This window comes from Mucilaginibacter pankratovii (assembly GCF_014773265.1).
GTDB lineage: Bacteria > Bacteroidota > Bacteroidia > Sphingobacteriales > Sphingobacteriaceae > Mucilaginibacter > Mucilaginibacter pankratovii.
Map to the genome: position 1 here is coordinate 16,875 of NZ_JACWMY010000005.1, position 17,391 is coordinate 34,265.

Annotated in this window: 11 protein-coding genes; 10 read left to right on the forward strand and 1 reads right to left on the reverse strand. The window is 45.6% G+C overall.

Features of this window, described 5'->3' with window-relative positions:
• Positions 1-80 precede the first annotated feature (80 nt).
• From IDJ77_RS10645 to IDJ77_RS10660, 4 genes are all read left to right on the forward strand, one after another.
• The gene (locus tag IDJ77_RS10645) at positions 81-2,447 is read left to right on the forward strand and encodes an ABC transporter permease (RefSeq protein WP_191188937.1); all 2,367 of its coding nucleotides are present in this window, start codon (positions 81-83) and stop codon (positions 2,445-2,447) included.
• A gap of 435 nt (positions 2,448-2,882) precedes the next feature.
• Positions 2,883-3,497 (forward strand): recombination mediator RecR, encoded by a 615-nt coding sequence (gene recR / locus IDJ77_RS10650; protein WP_191188938.1) that lies wholly within the window; start codon positions 2,883-2,885, stop codon positions 3,495-3,497.
• Positions 3,498-3,503: 6 nt separating this feature from the next.
• Positions 3,504-4,340 (forward strand): glycosyltransferase family 2 protein, encoded by an 837-nt coding sequence (locus IDJ77_RS10655; protein ID WP_191188939.1) that lies wholly within the window; start codon positions 3,504-3,506, stop codon positions 4,338-4,340.
• Positions 4,324-5,139, forward strand: a complete 816-nt coding sequence (locus IDJ77_RS10660) for an SDR family oxidoreductase (RefSeq protein ID WP_191188940.1) — start codon at positions 4,324-4,326, stop codon at positions 5,137-5,139. The genes IDJ77_RS10655 and IDJ77_RS10660 overlap by 17 nt, the downstream gene beginning before the upstream one ends.
• 203 nt (positions 5,140-5,342) lie before the next feature.
• Here IDJ77_RS10660 and IDJ77_RS10665 read toward each other — a convergent pair whose 3' ends face one another.
• The gene (locus IDJ77_RS10665) at positions 5,343-6,290 is read right to left on the reverse strand and encodes an ion channel (protein ID WP_191188941.1); all 948 of its coding nucleotides are present in this window, start codon (positions 6,288-6,290) and stop codon (positions 5,343-5,345) included.
• Positions 6,291-6,933: 643 nt separating this feature from the next.
• Here IDJ77_RS10665 and trpD point away from each other — a divergent pair.
• The 6 genes from trpD to IDJ77_RS10695 all read left to right on the forward strand — a co-directional run bounded on the left by trpD (position 6,934) and on the right by IDJ77_RS10695 (position 17,351).
• Complete coding sequence (trpD, locus tag IDJ77_RS10670) at positions 6,934-7,923, forward strand: anthranilate phosphoribosyltransferase (RefSeq protein ID WP_191188942.1); 990 nt, start codon at positions 6,934-6,936, stop codon at positions 7,921-7,923.
• 1 nt (position 7,924) lies between these two features.
• A complete protein-coding gene (locus tag IDJ77_RS10675) occupies positions 7,925-8,566 on the forward strand; it encodes a phosphoribosylanthranilate isomerase (protein ID WP_191188943.1) in 642 nt (213 codons plus the stop codon).
• A complete protein-coding gene (gene trpB / locus IDJ77_RS10680; RefSeq protein ID WP_191188944.1) occupies positions 8,550-9,731 on the forward strand; it encodes a tryptophan synthase subunit beta in 1,182 nt (393 codons plus the stop codon). The genes IDJ77_RS10675 and trpB overlap by 17 nt, the downstream gene beginning before the upstream one ends.
• 211 nt (positions 9,732-9,942) lie before the next feature.
• Positions 9,943-12,369, forward strand: a complete 2,427-nt coding sequence (locus IDJ77_RS10685) for an ABC transporter permease (RefSeq protein WP_191188945.1) — start codon at positions 9,943-9,945, stop codon at positions 12,367-12,369.
• An 81-nt stretch (positions 12,370-12,450) separates the two neighbouring features.
• Positions 12,451-14,862, forward strand: coding sequence for an ABC transporter permease (locus tag IDJ77_RS10690; RefSeq protein ID WP_191188946.1), 2,412 nt, complete (start codon positions 12,451-12,453; stop codon positions 14,860-14,862).
• 92 nt (positions 14,863-14,954) lie between these two features.
• Positions 14,955-17,351 (forward strand): ABC transporter permease, encoded by a 2,397-nt coding sequence (locus IDJ77_RS10695; protein ID WP_191188947.1) that lies wholly within the window; start codon positions 14,955-14,957, stop codon positions 17,349-17,351.
• Positions 17,352-17,391 lie beyond the last annotated feature (40 nt).

Sequence of the window (17,391 nt, forward strand, 5' to 3'; positions counted from 1 at the left end):
GAACCAATTCGTTAACTAATGTTAAAACCTTAGGAATTCTTTGTCATAGTGCGGATATTGTATGCAATTACATAAAGCCTATGATAAAGAGTTACTTAAAGATAGCCTGGCGCAGCGTCGCCAATAATAAAACATCTTCTGTCATCAATATTGGCGGGCTTGCTGTTGGTATGGCGGTAAGCTTTATGCTGTTGCTATATGTTTATAACGAATATAGTTTTGATAAGTTCCACACCAACAACAACCGCTTGTACCAGGTTTTTAAGAACCAGCCCGCCAACGGCGAAATACGAACAAAAACCTTCACGCAGCAATTGCTTGCAGGCGTTTTAAAAAAGGATTTCCCCGAGGTGGAGAACGTAGCACGCATCAACGAATCTAAAGACGCGCTGATCACTTTTAAGGATAAAGGCTTAAAGGCAAACACCATTGCAGCCGATCCGGCTTTGTTTGATCTGTTTACCTTTCAATTTGTTTGGGGCGATGAGCATACCGCGCTTACCGACCCTTCGGGCATCATCCTGTCAGAATCCACTGCGCTTGCAGTATTTGGCAACCGTAACCCGGTAGGCGAGATGGTGCAATACGAGAACCAGTTCCCGATGAAGATAAGCGCGGTTATTAAAGATAACCCGCAAAACTCCAGCTTTACATTTAAGGCTATTATTCCATGGGCCGCATTCTTAAGCCAAAACCCATGGTTAAAAGGAGAGGGCTGGGATAATTATTCTTATTTTACCTATGTGCGGTTAAAGCCGGGTGTATCACCTGATGCCGTAAATGCAAAAATCAGGAATTTGATAGGGCAGCACTTTCCTAAGGATGAGGCGGTAAAACTGTTTATATTTCCCTTTACCAAGCTGCATTTATACGGTGAATTTAAAAACGGCGTAAATACCGGCGGCAGTATTGAATATGTGCGGCTGTTCCTTTTCCTTGCCATCGGGATTTTGCTGATTGCCTGTATCAATTTCATGAATCTTTCTACCGCCCGGTCGGAGCGGCGGGCGCGGGAGGTGGGAATCCGCAAGGCTATTGGTGCAAGGCGGGGTGCGCTCATCAAACAGTTCATGGGCGAATCGTTACTGATGGCCTTTGTGGCTTTCCTGCTGGCCCTGGTGCTTATTGTTGTGTTGCTGCCCGTGTTCCGGAATATCATCAACATCAACTTAAGCCTGCCTTATACCAATCCGCTGGCCTGGTGTATTGCTTTGGCGGTTACAGTACTTACAGGCTTAATTGCGGGTAGTTATCCGGCGCTGTTCCTTTCTTCGTTCAACCCGGTTAAAGTACTGAAAGGGCAAATGATTAGTACCGGCAGTACCATCCGGCCAAGGCAGGTGTTGGTGGTAATGCAGTTCACCTTTGCTACCTGCCTCATTATCTTCAGCATTTTTGTTTACCGGCAAATAGGTTTTATAAAAGACCGCCCCGTTGGCTATAACCGTAACGGAATGGTAGAAATTATGGCTGACGGCAAGATGTACGACCAGTTCGACCTTTTTCGCCGCGATGCACTGGCATCGGGTGCTATTACGGATGCAGCGTTGATATCGGACCCTATTACCAATGTAACCGGCGCTACCTGGAATAATACCTGGCCCGGGCAATTACCCGGTGAGAGCAGCATCTCTATCGATTGCCTTGCCGCTACTTACCACTTTATAGATACTTACCAGCTGAATTTACTCGAGGGGCGCGATTTCGCTACAGAGCGCCCATCAGATTCTACCGCTGTTATCCTGAATGAAGCGGCGGTAAAGCTGATGCGTTTGAAAGAGCCAGTGGGGCAGCAGATAACATGGATGGGCGGTAAGCGGACTGTTATTGGCGTCGTGAAAAACTTTGTGCTGGCATCGCCGTATGAACCGGTAAAGCCCGTTATTATTGGCTTTATGAAAGGCTGGGCAACCAGTATAGGATTACGGCTTAACCCAAATACTTCCGTATCGCGCAACCTGGCGGTTTTGCAAAAAGTATACAAAAAATATAACCCCACGTATCCCTTTGAGTATAAGTTTACCGATGAAAGCTTCAGCGCTAAATTTCGTAACGAGAAGTTGCTGGGCACCATGGCGGTATTGTTTACCTGTTTAGCAATTATGTTATCGGCGCTTGGCTTGTTCGGTCTCGCCGCGTTCTCTGCCGAGCGCAGGCGAAAGGAGATCAGCATCCGCAAAGTGCTGGGAGCGGGCACAGGTGCGCTTTGGTTAAAGCTCTCACAGGAATTTGTAGTGCTGGTGGTGATATCCTTCGTAATTGGCTCGCTTATTAGTTGGTATAATATCAGCCGCTGGCTTTCAAAGTATACTTACCACACCACAATCAGTGTTTGGGTGTTTGTGGCAACATTGGCGCTTAGTATGGTTATTTGCCTTGCGGCCGTAAGCTGGCAGGCGGTAAAAGCCGCGCTGGTAAACCCGGTGAAGAATTTGAGAAGCGAGTGATTTTTATTTCTGATATCGGATGTTCGATTTCGGATTTATAATGGAGTGGACGAAGATATGTTCAAAGGAATCCCCGCGTTAACGATTGGAAGGGGAAGCCACGGTGCGTAGGGCGCTAGCGGGGTAAACGTGGCCGGAGCGCAGCGCAGCCCTGGAAAGCGTGGGCCGAAGGCAACGCCATTATTGATAAGTAGTTTTAAATTATGATAAACGTCATGTTGAACTTGTTTCAACACCCCATCATAAAGGTAGCCACCATGCTAAGCCTATTTGCATAACCGCGAGCTTTGCATGTGGGGTGCCGAAATAAATTCGGCATGACGTAAAGTTTATCTTCCTTCATCGCCAAAACAACCACTCACCCCATCAACCAACACCACTTACCCCATCAACTATCATCTATGAACCATCACCTAAATTCCTTATTTTCGCCCAATGAATTTTTCGTCGAAATTGCTGGAGGATGCTGTTGCTGAGTTTGCCAAATTACCGGGTGTGGGCCAAAAAACTGCACTGCGTTTGGTGCTGCATTTGCTTAACCGCGATAAGGAGGAGGTGGCCCGTTTCAGCACCTCTGTAAGCCGCCTGCGCAACGAGATTCAGTTCTGCAGCACCTGCCATAATATATCGGATAACGCCGTCTGCGAGATCTGCGCGTCAAAAAAACGCGACCATAGCCTGGTTTGCGTGGTAGAAGATACCCGCGATGTAATGGCCATTGAGAACACCAATCAATACAATGGCGTTTATCACGTGCTTGGTGGCTTAATATCACCGATGGATGGCATTGGCCCGTCGGATCTGCAGGTGGATACCCTGGTGGAAAGGCTGAAAGAGAACGGCGTAAAAGAAGTGATTTTCGCCCTTAGCGCTACCATGGAAGGGGATACTACCATCTTTTACCTGCACAAGCGTTTAAAACAATTCAATATAAATATCTCTACCATTGCCCGTGGCATAGCTTTTGGTGGTGAATTAGAGTACGTGGACGAGATCACATTAGGAAGATCTATTGTGACGAGGGTTCCGTACGAAAATTCATTATCCTGATCGCTTATGAAACTCTCTGTCATTGTAGTTAATTACAATATGTGCGCTTTGCTGAAGCAGTCTATCGACTCTTTAATTAAAGCTTGTAAACACATTGATTATGAATTAATTGTTGTTGACGATGCCTCTACAGATCGCTCGGTAAAGATGCTGCAAATGGAGTTCCCAAAAGCCCATACTATCCTGAACGAAAAACATTTGGGCACAGCCAAAAGCCGCAACCTTGCGTTAGCACAGGCAAGCGGGGAGTATGTTTTAATGGTCAATGCGGATACAATTGCAGCCAGCAACGCGCTTGATGGTACACTGGCGTTTATGGATAATCATCCGGATGCGGGTGGTGTGGGCGTGCGGATGCTTACCCCGCAGGGGCGCTTCCTCCATGTATCACGCAGGGGCTTTAACCGCGCCTGGGAAACTTTCTTTAAACTTACCGGCCTGGCCAAACACTTTGTAAAATCGAGGCTGTACAAACACAAAGACAATAATTGGGTAGATGAGTTTGAAACTGCCGAGGTTGATGTGATAAATGGTGCTTTTATGCTGCTCCGCAAATCTGTATTGAACGAGGTGGGCGAGTTTGACGAACGTTTAAGCACGTTCGGACACGATATCGACCTTTCGTACCGCATCCGCCTTGCCGGATATAAAAATTACTACTACCCCAAAACCTATATTCTTAACTACAGGAAGCACCTGGGTTCGAAATTTACCTGGACCCACATCAGGCATTTTTATGGTGCTATGATTATATTCGCTGCCAAATATATGTTCCGTATGCCGGAGATCAAGATGCCGGACGTACCGCAGATATTTGCCCCGAAATATGAACTTGAAAAATAAGGTAATTGTTATCACCGGTGCATCATCAGGCATCGGTAAAGCCCTTGCTATAGAATTTGCCAATCGCGGCGCCAACCTGGTTTTAGGCGCACGCCATTACGTGAATTTATGCACAATCGCCCAAAATATTGAAACCCACCAAAAAGTAAAAGCGGTTGCTGTGCAATGCGATGTTACCGTTGAGCAGGATTGCGCTATGCTAATCAAACAGGCGGTACTCACCTTCGGCAGGGTAGATGTGCTCATCAATAACGCCGGCATCAGCATGCGTGCACTTTTTAAGGATGTAGACCTGAAGGTTTTAAAGAGCCTGATGGACGTAAATTTTTGGGGGACAGTTTATTGCACCAAATATGCTCTGCCCGAGATAAGCAAAACAAAAGGCAGCATAGTGGGCGTATCCTCAATAGCCGGCTACAAAGGTTTGCCCGGCCGTGCCGGCTACTCCGCCAGTAAATATGCCATGAATGGTTTTTTAGATGCCCTGCGGGTAGAGAACCTGAAAACCGGCGTACACGTAATGGTGGCCTGCCCGGGCTTCACAGCATCCAATATTCGCAATACCGCCCTCGATAAAAGCGGCAAACAACAAGGCGAAAGCACTTTGGAAGAAAATAAGATGATGACATCCGAACAGGTGGCAACCATTATAGCCAACGGCGTAGAGAACCGCAGCCGCACCCTCATCATGACCACACAAGGTAAGCTCACCGTATTCCTCAGCAAATTCTTCCCCGCGTTTTTAGATAGGCAGGTTTATAAGGTGTTTGCGAAGGAGAGGAATGCGTTGTTGAGGTAGTTCATTGGTTCACTTGTTCGTTAGTTCATTAGTAGGTGGTGTGCCAACCCAAGCCGTCATCCTGAATTTATTTCAGGACCCCATCATAAAAGTAGCCACTTTGCATAACCGCTTTGCGCGCCGTTTACCTGCCGTGTGGGGTGCCGAAATAAATTCGGCGTGACGTTATAAGATGTACCTTACAAGACCAATGAACCACTGAACTAATGAACCACTGAACTAAAAGCACTTATCTTACTCATATCCAATACTATCCTTCCATCTTCATCCCGTTCAAACATCGGCACAAATTTGGCATCCCAAACCATATCGGCATAGGTGTAGCTGGTGCGGGAGTGTACGGTTTGAGAGAAGGTATCATCAAAGGCTTTTAGCAATACTGAGAACGAAGCCTGCGTGCGTTCCAGTTCTTCGGGAGTGATATCCGCCAGCGGGCTGTTCTCATCAAGCGGGTGTACTATCGTCCAGTTGAGAGTAAGAATACTTACCCTGGTGCGTTCCAGCTCCAGGGGGAAGAAACGGCGGGTAGCTTTGCCGTTCACAATTTCATTGTAAGAGAAAACTACTTCGACATCAAGGTCTATTAAAACGTTTTTCCGCAGGTTAGAGATGCGGAACATCAGGCCCTGGCCATTTTCCCGGTAGGGGCTCACCAGCAGATTATCACTGTAAACAATTTTGGCCGATGGTTTAGAAAAACGCCCGTAAAGCAAACCTGTTGCCAGAGCAAATGCCAGCAAACCGATCATCGATTCGATGGCGGCAACACTATTGGCAACAACACCATGCGGACTGATATGCCCATAGCCAACAGTAGATATGGTTTGTGCCGAAAAGAAAAATGCGTCTAAAAAGCGGTCAAATGTACTGGTGCCAGCTGAGCCGTAAAGGCTATCCATGCCTATCAGCACGTAAATAGTAGCAAAGAACAGGTTGGCAAAAAGGTACCCGCTTAATATAATAACCCAAAATTTACCCCAACTCATTTTAATGAGGGTATGGTAATTATCGGCCGTATTAAAAAACGCGAGGCCTTTACGCCGCACATTCACCGAGCCATCCTTATTAATGAGCGGCTGGCTTTTAATAACCGGCTGCGGGCCAAAGCCAAGGTCGTTTTCGGGGTTTATTTTTTGTTCTTTTATCGCCATGGAGAATAATTTTGAAGGATGGATTGAGTGAATGAGTGAATGCGAAACCCTGGTAGTTTACGGTTCTTCATTCAATCACTAAATATCGAAAATACACGGACAGATGTATGAGCAATTTTACAGAAATTCCTTTACAATTTATAGCGTCGGGGCCGCTGTGAAGTATTAATTTACACTAGGATCAACCGTAAAAGTGTAAACTTTTTCAGGGCGATTATATCTGGCAGGTGTTCCACAAAAAGTGTTTCACCTCTGGTTAGAGTAAAATTTAAATTTTATTTAATTGCTTGATAGGTAGTAATTTATGGCGGTTATTTAACGTGCGGGGATGTTCCAAAGTGTTTCACTTATTTTATTTAAAACGCTGATATTCAGAGATAATGGTGTTTCGGGGTGTTTCACACAAAAGTGGAACACCCGGAACGGAAGGCAAAAAAATCTTAATGCTTTTAACTCTTTCAAAAACATCATTATTCTTGCTTTTAGTGAAAAGTATTTCCATCTTTGCCATAACAATGAAAATTAACACATTAAACAATAATTGGTGGTGGCTTAACGAAAATTCGTAAGGCAGCCTCATTTTTTGTTTTTTACAGATATACAGAAGGGTTGCCGCAAGGTAGCCCTTTTTTTATGCCCTAACATGAAACAGATACTTAACCATCTTTTTGAACACAAAACCTTCAGCCGCGAGCAATCGAAAGAAATTTTGAAGAACATCGCTTTGGGTAAATACAATAACTCGCAAATGGCAGCCTTCATGACGGCCTATTGCATGCGCAGCATCACCGTGAATGAACTGGAAGGTTTCCGCGATGCCATGCTGGAACTTTGCCTGCCTATCGACCTGGAAACCGGCGAGCTCATCGATCTTTGCGGTACCGGCGGCGATGGTAAGGACACTTTTAACATCTCCACACTCGCTTCATTTGTAGTAGCAGGGGCAGGGTACAAGGTGGCTAAGCACGGCAACTACGGCGTATCATCCGGCTGTGGGTCATCCAACGTAATGGAGCATTTGGGCTATGTGTTCACCAACGATGCCGATAAGCTGAAAAGCAGCATCGATAAGGCGAATATCTGTTTTCTGCATGCCCCTTTGTTTCACCCGGCTATGAAAACAGTTGCGCCCATCCGCCGAGAGCTTGGCGTTAAAACTTTCTTTAATATGCTTGGCCCCCTGGTAAACCCGGCTAAACCCGGCAACCAGCTGGTAGGGGTGTTTAACCTCGAACTGGCACGGGTTTACGCGTATCTATACCAAAAATCGGGCATTAAATATACCATCCTTAACGCTTTGGATGGTTACGACGAGATCTCGCTTACCTGCGATTTTAAAACCTTCTCTGCCGAAGGCGAAAAGATGAATACCATAGAAAGCCTTGGCTTTGATAAACTAAACGAAAACGAAATAACCGGCGGGCATACCGTGAGCGATTCGGCAGAGATCTTTATGAAGGTGCTTAACGATGAAGCTACCAAAGCGCAAACCAATGTAGTATTATCCAACGCGGCAATGGCCATTAAAACCATGTCGCCGGGCAAAACGTTTGCAGATAGTTTTTACGAGGCGGAGGAATCGCTCATCAGCAAAAAGGCACTGCAGAGCTTTAAAACTTTGATCGCCAACTAATATGAAGATAAAAATTTGTGGTTTAAAACACCCGGATAATATCGAAGCGGTTGCGGCATTGTCGCCAGATTATATGGGGTTCATCTGTTATAGCAGGTCGCCGCGATTTATTGGGGAGCTGGATGAAGATATTTTAGCCACCCTGCCAGATCATATCCTGAAAACAGGCGTATTTGTAAACGCATCGGTAGAACGGATCAACAAAACCATGAACAAATATGGTTTTGAGGCTATCCAGCTGCATGGTGCCGAAACTCCGGATCATTGCGCCATGTTCCGGACAAAGGTTATTGTTATTAAAGCTTTTGGTGTAGACGAGGATTTTGATTTTAGCCGGCTGGAGAATTACGCTAACAAAGTGGATTATTTTCTGTTCGATACCAAAACGGTGGCACACGGCGGTTCGGGAAAAACCTTTAACTGGGAAGTATTGAACAGGTACACCGGCGATGTGCCTTTCTTTTTATCGGGAGGCCTAAGCCTGGAGAATTTGGCGGAGGTTGGTAACATCAAACACCCCATGCTGTACGGTGTAGATCTGAACAGCAGGTTCGAATCGGCGCCGGCATTAAAAGACATTGATAAGCTTAAAGAAGCATTTAATATTATAAAAACATTCAACAGCGATGAAGTACGGAGTTAACGACCAGGGGTATTACGGAGATTTTGGCGGGGCATACATCCCCGAAATGCTTTACCCCAACGTAGAGGAACTGAGGCAGGAGTATATTAAAGTAATGAACGACCCCAGCTTTGTAGCGGAGTTTGAACAATTACTGCGCGATTACGTGGGCCGCCCTTCGCCTTTATATCATGCAAAACGCTATTCCGAAAAGTATGGTGCTAATATCTTCTTCAAAAGAGAAGACCTTAACCACACCGGTTCGCATAAAATAAACAACGCCATAGGGCAGATCTTATTAGCCGAGCGCCTTGGCAAAAAACGCATCATCGCCGAAACCGGCGCGGGGCAGCACGGTGTGGCAACAGCTACCGTTTGCGCCCTCAAAGGCATCGAATGCGTGGTATACATGGGCGAAATAGATATGGCCCGGCAGGCACCAAACGTATCCCGCATGAAGATGCTGGGCGCTAAGGTGGTACCGGCAACATCGGGTAGTAAAACCCTTAAGGATGCTACAAACGAAGCCCTGCGCGACTGGATAGGCAACCCGGTTGATACGCACTACATCATCGGCTCGGTGGTAGGCCCTTATCCTTACCCGGATATGGTGGCTAAGTTCCAGTCTATCATCTCCCTCGAAGCAAAAAAACAACTGCTGGAGCAAACCGGCAACGAGTTACCGCAATATGTAATGGCTTGTGTAGGCGGCGGCAGCAATGCAATGGGTATGTTCTACCATTTTTTGGATGATGAGGATGTAAAATTAGTAGCCGTTGAAGCAGCCGGTAAAGGCGTGGAAAGCGGCCATTCGGCAGCAACTACCTTCCTTGGTAGGGAAGGTGTTTTGCACGGCAGCCGTACCATATTGATGCAAACAGCTGACGGGCAGGTGGAAGAACCGTATTCTATCTCCGCAGGGTTGGATTATCCCGGTATAGGCCCGCAGCATGCGCACCTGTACAAAATAAACCGCGCCAAATACGTAAGCATTACCGATGATGAAGCACTGCAGGCAGGTTTGCTTTGCTCACAAATGGAAGGCATCATCCCCGCCATAGAAACGGCACATGCATTGGCCTACCTGGAGAAAATGACCTTTGACAAAGGTGATAATGTAGTCATTTGCCTGTCGGGGAGAGGAGATAAGGACCTGGATACGTATATTAAGTATTTTGGGTATTAGTGGTGAGTGGAGAATAGTGAGCAAAGTAGTGAGAATGATAGTAACCACTTTCTACTCACCATTCACCACTCTCCAAGGTGTATCATAACCGAACACACACTGTTACGCTTGCGAACATTTCCGATAATTTAGTCAATTCTTAAAATACTAATAATCAATAATTTATAAAACTGGTACAGCTTTTAACTATGTTACGGCAAAATCGGTTTGTATGTTTAAAAATTACTTCAAAATCGCCTGGCGTAATATTCTCCGCCATAAAGGTTACTCCATAATCAATATTTCCGGCTTAAGCGTTGGCATCGCTGCCTGTCTGCTCATATTTGTTATCCTGCAGTTCGAGCTGAGCTTCAACACCAGTTTTACCAACTACAAAAGCCTTTATCATGTGGTTACCCAGCAAATGGGCGAAGATGGTACCACCTATAATCCAGGTGTGTCCGTACCGGGACTGGATGCCTTGCGTATTGACTTCCCACAAGTAAAGTTTGCCGCGATAAACTCCAGCTATGGCAGCCAGCTAACTGTACCGGGTAACGACCCTACGAACGCCGTGAACGATAAAAAATTCAGTGAGCCTATGGGTGTGTTCTTTATGGAGCCGCAGTTCTTCGATATTTTCCACTCCGAATGGCTGGCCGGCGACAAAAGCGCGTTAAAACAGCCCAATATGGTGGTAATTGATAAAAGTACTGCCATCAAATACTTTGGCGACTGGAAACAGGCCATGGGCAAGACGCTTAAAATGGATAACGTTTTAACCCTGCGCGTAGCAGGCATTATTGGCGATGCCCCTGCCAATAGCGACTTCCCCCTGAAAGTGATGGTATCTTACATCACCTGGAAACAGCATCCCAAAGACTATAATTACTCTAATGAGTGGGGATCGTTAAGCAGCAACCACCAGATCTTTGCCGAACTACCGGCAGGCTTTACTGCCGCCAACATGGATGCCCAATTGGTGCCTTTTACACGTAAATATAGCGAAGATAAAACCAAGGTAACCCGCGCTCATTTTTTACAACCGCTGAAAGACATGCACTTTGATACCCGTTTTGGTAACACCATCGGCGACCATAGCACCAGCATGGCAACCATCCGCATATTGGCACTTATCGCGGCGCTAATTATCGTAATGGCATCCATCAATTTCATCAACCTGTCTACTGCGCAATCGGTAAGCCGATCAAAAGAAGTTGGTATTCGTAAGGTATTGGGTAGCACCAGGAAGCAACTGATATCCCAGGTATTGGGCGAAACTACACTTATCGTAGTTTTCTCTGTGGTTATCGCTACTGTTATCGCGTTGTTTTCTTTGCCTTATCTTAAAAATATCGCCAGTGTACCGGATGGTATTGGCTTGTTCAACGTGGGCACGGTGTCGTCCCTGTTGTTAACCACCCTGACGGTTATTTTGCTATCGGGCATTTACCCGGCGCTTATTGTATCGGGCTTTAAACCCATACTGGCTATTAAAAACAAAATTACAGCAGCATCGGTAGGTGGGATACCTTTGCGCAGAGCATTGGTTGTTGGCCAGTTCGTTATAGCGCAACTGCTTATCATAGGCACTCTGGTAGCTGTTAAACAAATGAACTTTGTAAATGAGGCCGACCTTGGCTTCAACAAAAGCGCGGTGTTGATATTACCGGGCTATACTGATAGCATCAGCCTGAGCAAAATAGAAACCTTTAAACAGCAATTATTGGCAAACCCAAGGGTAAAATCGATAAGTTTTGCTTCCGATGCGCCGTCTTCAGATAATAACTGGGGCTCTAACTTCTATTACAATAACGATCCTAAGGGCGCAACATTTGCTACGTTCCTTAAATTTGGCGATGCCGATTATTTTAAAACTTTCGGCTTTAAGTTTGCCGCCGGCAAAGGGTACGACCCGGCCGATACTACCCGCCAGGTGGTAGTTAACGAAACGCTGATACACAAGCTTGGTGTAAAAAGGGCAGAAGATGCAATCGGAAAAACCTTAAAAATGGGCGGCGCCAAGTCATGGGCAACCATTACCGGTGTTGTTAAGGATTTTAAAACCAATTCGCTGCGCGATGCCGTTAAACCGATAACTATAGCGCCACGCAAGCAGTTCGAATCGCTTGCAGCGGTAAAGATCGAAACCGGCAACCTTTCTAATACGGTTACTACTATTAAAGCCCTTTGGGAAAAAACTTACCCGGAATATGCATATAACGGCTATTTCCTGGATGATAACATCGCTAAATTTTACGAGCAGGAAAACAAACTAGCACTGGTTTACAAGATCTTCGCGGGTATTGCCATTTTTATCTCCTGCCTTGGCTTGTACGGGCTGGTATCATACATGGCGGTGCAGCGCACAAAAGAAGTAGGCGTTCGCAAAGTATTGGGTGCATCGGTAGCCAATATTGTTTTCATGTTCTCCAAGGAGTTTTTATTGCTGATAGCCATCGCCTTTGTTATTGCCATGCCGTTGGCCTGGTACCTCATGTCGCAATGGCTGCAGAACTTTGCCTACCGCATACCATTAACAGCGGGCGTGTTTATCCTGGCCATCGTAGGCTCGATGGGTATAGCCTGGTTAACCGTAAGTTACAAAGCCGTAAAAGCCGCGCTGGTAAACCCGGTGAAGAGTTTGAAAAGTGAATAAGGAAGAAAGAGTCAAGACAACAAGAATCAAGAGTCAAGATAAATCGGTGTAATCAATACTTAATCGGTGTAATCAAAAAACATGATAAAGAACTATTTTAAAACCGCATGGCGCAGCCTGCTTCGCAATAAAAGTTATACCATTATCAACATCACCGGGCTGGCTATTGGGATCGCCGCCTGCCTGCTGATATTTTTGGTGGTTAATTTCGAAACCAGCTTTGATAATTATCATACCAAAAAAGATAATATCTACCGCGTAATTACCGAAAGGCATACCCCCGATGGCATCAAATACAAAGGCGGGGTACCCATGCCTGTTGCGCCTGCGCTTAGGGTTGATTATGCCCAGTTGCCGCAAGTGGCATCCGTGTTCAACAATTACGACCTGCAGATGAACGTTACCGATGAACATACCGGACAGGTAAAAAAATTCAACGACGACGATGTGTATTTTGCCGAGCCGCAAATGTTTAAAATATTTGATTTTGAATGGCTGGGTGGCGATAAACAAAACGCCTTAACCGAACCGAATACCGTTATTCTTTCACAGCATGTTGCCGAAAAATATTTTGGTAAATGGCAGGATGCCATTGGTAAAACCGTACGTTGCGATAATAAGATAGACCTGAAAGTTACCGGGGTACTCCAAAATCATCCCGCCAATACCGACTTGCCTATAGATATCGCCGTATCGTACAGTACCATCAAAAACACGGGCTACTTACAAAACCTTGCCGATTGGGGGAGTAATCTCAGTGCACATAATTGCTTTATTATTTTGCCTGAGAAGGTAAGTCCCGCAAGTTTCAACAGCTTTTTAAAATCATTTGTAAACAAGTATAAGCCCGAAAAGAAAAACCAGGACTTTTTGAAACTACAGGCTTTTACAGATATGCACTACGATAGTAAAGTGCCTATTTTTAGCGGCCAGGTGTTCAGTAAAGATCTGATCAAAACCATTAGCCTTATTGGGGTTTTTCTGTTAGTGATCGCTTGTGTTAACTTTATTAATCTGGCTACGGCGCAGGCGGTAAACCGCTCTAAGGAGGTTGGTATCCGTAAGGTATTGGGCAGCGGCCGCAAGCAGCTTATCCTGCAATTCATCAGCGAAACTTTTATTATCACGCTTATTTCCGTTGGATTAGGAATTGCGCTGAGCGAGGCCGTGTTGCCATCATTAAATAACCTGCTGGAAGTAAAGCTGAATGCCAATTTTTTGGCAAACACAGATATGGTTCTGTTCCTGGTTGGGGTGGTTGTAGGCGTTACTTTATTATCCGGCCTTTACCCGGCTGTTGTGCTCTCCGGCTTTAATCCCATATCGGCTTTAAAAAATAAGATCAGCACTACAAAAAGCAGCGGCGTTACGCTCAGGCGCAGTTTGGTGGTTTTGCAATTTGGCATAGCCCAGGTTTTGGTGATTGCAACTATAATAGTAATAAGCCAGCTCGACCATTTTAAAAGCAGCCCGCTGGGCTTTGATAAAGAAGCCGTTATAACCGTGCCTTTAGCTTCGGATAGTGTTACCCGCCTTAAACTAACTGCACTGCAAAACGAGATCATCCAACAACCCGGTGTGCAGGATTTTAGCTTGAGTTATGGTAGTCCCTCGGATGATAAGAATTGGGGCACAAGCTTTAAATATAACGACGCAGCCGAAAATGCCGAAACCAAAGCCAGTTTAAAATGGGCCGACGCAGAATATTTTAAACTCTACGGGATGACCTTCGTTGCCGGTCGCCCGTATATAAAAAGCGATACCCTTAGGGAGTTTGTAATTAACGAGGCAATGGTGAAAAGCCTTGGCGTAAAAGATGCTAAAGACGTTATTGGTAAAAACATCAACATTTGGGATCGGAGGGTGGCGCGCATAGTTGGCGTGGTGAAGGATTTCAATACCGTATCCCTTCGCGACCAGGTGCCGCCGGTAATAATGGGTGCCTGGAAAGACCAGTACGAGATAGCCAACATCAAACTAAAGCCTGCCAATATTAAGCAAACCCTCGCCGGTATAGAACAAATATGGAACCGCACCTTCCCCGATAATATTTACGAATACAAGTTTTTAGATGAGAAGATAGCTAACTTCTACAAAAAAGAAGACCAGCTTTCGCAACTGTACAAGATCTTCGCGGGCATCGCCATATTTATATCCTGCCTTGGTTTGTACGGCATGGTATCGTTTATGGCGGTACAGCGCACTAAAGAGGTCGGTATCCGCAAAACCCTTGGCGCATCGGTTGGCAATATTATTTACCTGTTCTCTAAGGAGTTTACCATGCTTATTGTGGTGGCATTTGTAATTGCCGCGCCGGTAGCATGGTACTTTATGCAGCAATGGCTGCAAGGGTTTACGTACCGGATAACGCCCGGGGCAGGCGTGTTTGTGCTTACCATTTCTCTCTCTGTTATTATCGCGTGGTTAACCGTAGGCTACAAAGCAGTAAGTGCCGCCCTGGTAAACCCGGTGAAGAGTTTAAAGAGTGAATAATAGATGTGCAGATGTGCAAATTACAGATATGCAGATTAATCGGTGGAATCAGCTTAAATCGGTGTAATCACAAAAAATAAATCGGTGTAATCATGATAAAAAACTATTTTAAGATCGCCTGGCGCAATCTGTGGAAGAACAAAATTTCTTCCGTTATCAATATGGTGGGGCTTGCCGTAGGTATGGCCGCCTGTATTGTTATCCTGCTGTTTGTATCGTACGAGAAAAGCTTCGATAGCTTCCATGGTACAGATATTGTGCGGCTGAACGAGGTGCAAAAGTTCCCGGGCATGGCGGCCTCGCAAAAAGTAGCTTTATCCATGTACCCTATGGCGCCGGCGCTAAAGGCCGAATTCCCGGAGGTGAAGGATTATACCCGCGTAAAATGGGATAAAAAATACCAGCTAACTTATAACGAAAAACGAGTTTTTGTACCGCAGGTATTCGCTGTGGATTCGTCGTTTTTAAGTATTTTCAACTTTGCAGTGATAAAAGGCAATGCGCTTGAGGCTATTAAAAAGCCAAACAGTATTGCCATTACGCAGGAAACAGCCGAAAAGCTTTTTGGCAAGGAAGATCCGATAGGCAAAATTATCAACCATTACGGCGGCGATACACTTAAATTCACTGTTACAGCAGTGATGGCAAACGCGCCAAAAAACTCGCAGTTACAGTTTGATGCTTTGTACTCCCTGCCCGGTATCCACCAAAAATGGATGGACAACTGGGGCGGTAACTGGCTCAATACCTACCTTAAAGTTGCACCCGGCACCAATTTAAAAGCATTTGAAAAAAAGATGCCCGCCTTTCTCAAAAAACACATGAATGGCGAGGGCTGGAAGTTTTACGAATTGTTTTATCTGCCGCTTAAAGAGGTCCATGCCGGCTCAACAGAGATCGGTCTCGATTACCTCAATTTTCAAAAGTTCGATCAGAAATCAACTAACCTTTTTGCTATTATAGCCATAATAGTGCTGGTTATTGCCTGTGTTAATTTCATGAACCTCTCAACAGCACGCTCCGCCGATAGGGCCAAAGAGGTAGGTATCCGCAAATCCATAGGTGCAAACAGGCCGCAACTGGCCCTGCAATTTTTGGGCGAAACTATTTTGTTATCGCTGCTGGCATTGGTTTTGGCCATCGGCCTGGTAGAAATAGCATTGCCATATGTAAATAACCTCAGCCTGCGCGATATATCCTTGCCGGTTTTAAGCAAGCCTTTGTTTCTGCCGCTTATTTTATTAGGCACCATTGTGGTGGGCATTTTATCGGGTGCTTACCCGGCATTGTTCCTGTCTTCATTTCAGCCTGTGAAGGTTTTAAAAGGCTCGGTAGAGACCGGTAAAAACAAAGGTACCTTACGTAACATATTGGTTGTTGGGCAATTTACCAGCGCTGTATTCCTGATGATAGCTACGGTATTTGTAGTGAAACAGCTGAAATTTATGCAGGAGAAGGACCCCGGTTTTACGCGCGATCAGATCGTAACTATTCCACTCGACAGGATCTCGGGGCAGAAATACCAGTTATTTAAACAGCAATTATTGGGCAATACACTTGTTGCCGGCGTAACCGCGTCGCAAGATCAGCTGGGGAGCCATTTAGACCAATCGGGCGTAGACTTTAAGTATAACGATTCGCCGGTAAGGAATATGGCGGCCACGCAACTTATTGTGGATGATGATTACCTAAAAGTTTACGATATTAAGATTGCCCAGGGGAAGAATTTCTCTTCCGAAAAATCTGCGAACGGCCGCGAATACATCATTAACGAAGCAATGGCTAACGAACTGTTGAAAGATCACCCAAAGGCTACTATGGCCTCGTTAATAGGGCAGCGCTTTGGATACGATTCCCTTGGCGTAATTACCGGGATCTCCAAAAACTTCAACTTTAATTCGCTGCATTACAAAGTGGAGAACCTGTACATCGTTAACCAGGATGAGTGGGGTTTCAGAACGGTGTCGGTGAAGATAAAACCCGGCAGCGCGAAAGCGGCCGTTGGTTTTATTAAAGATACCTGGAAGAAAGTAAACCCCGATCATCCTTTCGAATACGAATTTCTCGATGACCATTTTGCAGAAGTTTACCGCGCGGATAACCAGGTGAGTAAAATAGTGGGCATACTGGCAGGCTTAGCTATCCTCATTTCCTGCCTCGGCTTATTTGGCCTGGCATCCTTCTCTGCCGAAAAGCGGATCAAGGAAATAGGCGTACGCAAAGTGCTGGGTGCATCGGTGCAAAATATTGTGTTGTTGCTATCGGGCCATTTTATAAAACTGGTGCTGGTATCAAACCTGATAGCCTGGCCGCTTGCCTGGTACGCCATGAACCTGTGGCTGAAAGATTTTGCCTATCACATCAGCATTAGTTGGGGCACGTTTGTATTTGTGGCGGTGCTCTCGGTGCTTATTGCGCTGCTTACCGTTAGTTTTCAATCGGTAAAAGCGGCGATAGCCAACCCAGTGAAGAGTTTGAAGAGCGAATAGAGGAGAAGCAAGACAACAAGAATCAGGAAACAAGACAGAA

Excerpts from the sequence above, each read along its gene's own strand:
- IDJ77_RS10645 (WP_191188937.1), top strand. The coding sequence starts at position 81 with ATGATAAAGAGTTACTTAAAGATAGCCTGGCGCAGCGTCGCCAATAAT.
- recR (WP_191188938.1), top strand. The coding sequence starts at position 2,883 with ATGAATTTTTCGTCGAAATTGCTGGAGGATGCTGTTGCTGAGTTTGCC.
- IDJ77_RS10655 (WP_191188939.1), top strand. The coding sequence starts at position 3,504 with ATGAAACTCTCTGTCATTGTAGTTAATTACAATATGTGCGCTTTGCTG.
- IDJ77_RS10660 (WP_191188940.1), top strand. The coding sequence starts at position 4,324 with ATGAACTTGAAAAATAAGGTAATTGTTATCACCGGTGCATCATCAGGC.
- IDJ77_RS10665 (WP_191188941.1), bottom strand. The coding sequence starts at position 6,290 with ATGGCGATAAAAGAACAAAAAATAAACCCCGAAAACGACCTTGGCTTT.
- trpD (WP_191188942.1), top strand. The coding sequence starts at position 6,934 with ATGAAACAGATACTTAACCATCTTTTTGAACACAAAACCTTCAGCCGC.
- IDJ77_RS10675 (WP_191188943.1), top strand. The coding sequence starts at position 7,925 with ATGAAGATAAAAATTTGTGGTTTAAAACACCCGGATAATATCGAAGCG.
- trpB (WP_191188944.1), top strand. The coding sequence starts at position 8,550 with ATGAAGTACGGAGTTAACGACCAGGGGTATTACGGAGATTTTGGCGGG.
- IDJ77_RS10685 (WP_191188945.1), top strand. The coding sequence starts at position 9,943 with ATGTTTAAAAATTACTTCAAAATCGCCTGGCGTAATATTCTCCGCCAT.
- IDJ77_RS10690 (WP_191188946.1), top strand. The coding sequence starts at position 12,451 with ATGATAAAGAACTATTTTAAAACCGCATGGCGCAGCCTGCTTCGCAAT.
- IDJ77_RS10695 (WP_191188947.1), top strand. The coding sequence starts at position 14,955 with ATGATAAAAAACTATTTTAAGATCGCCTGGCGCAATCTGTGGAAGAAC.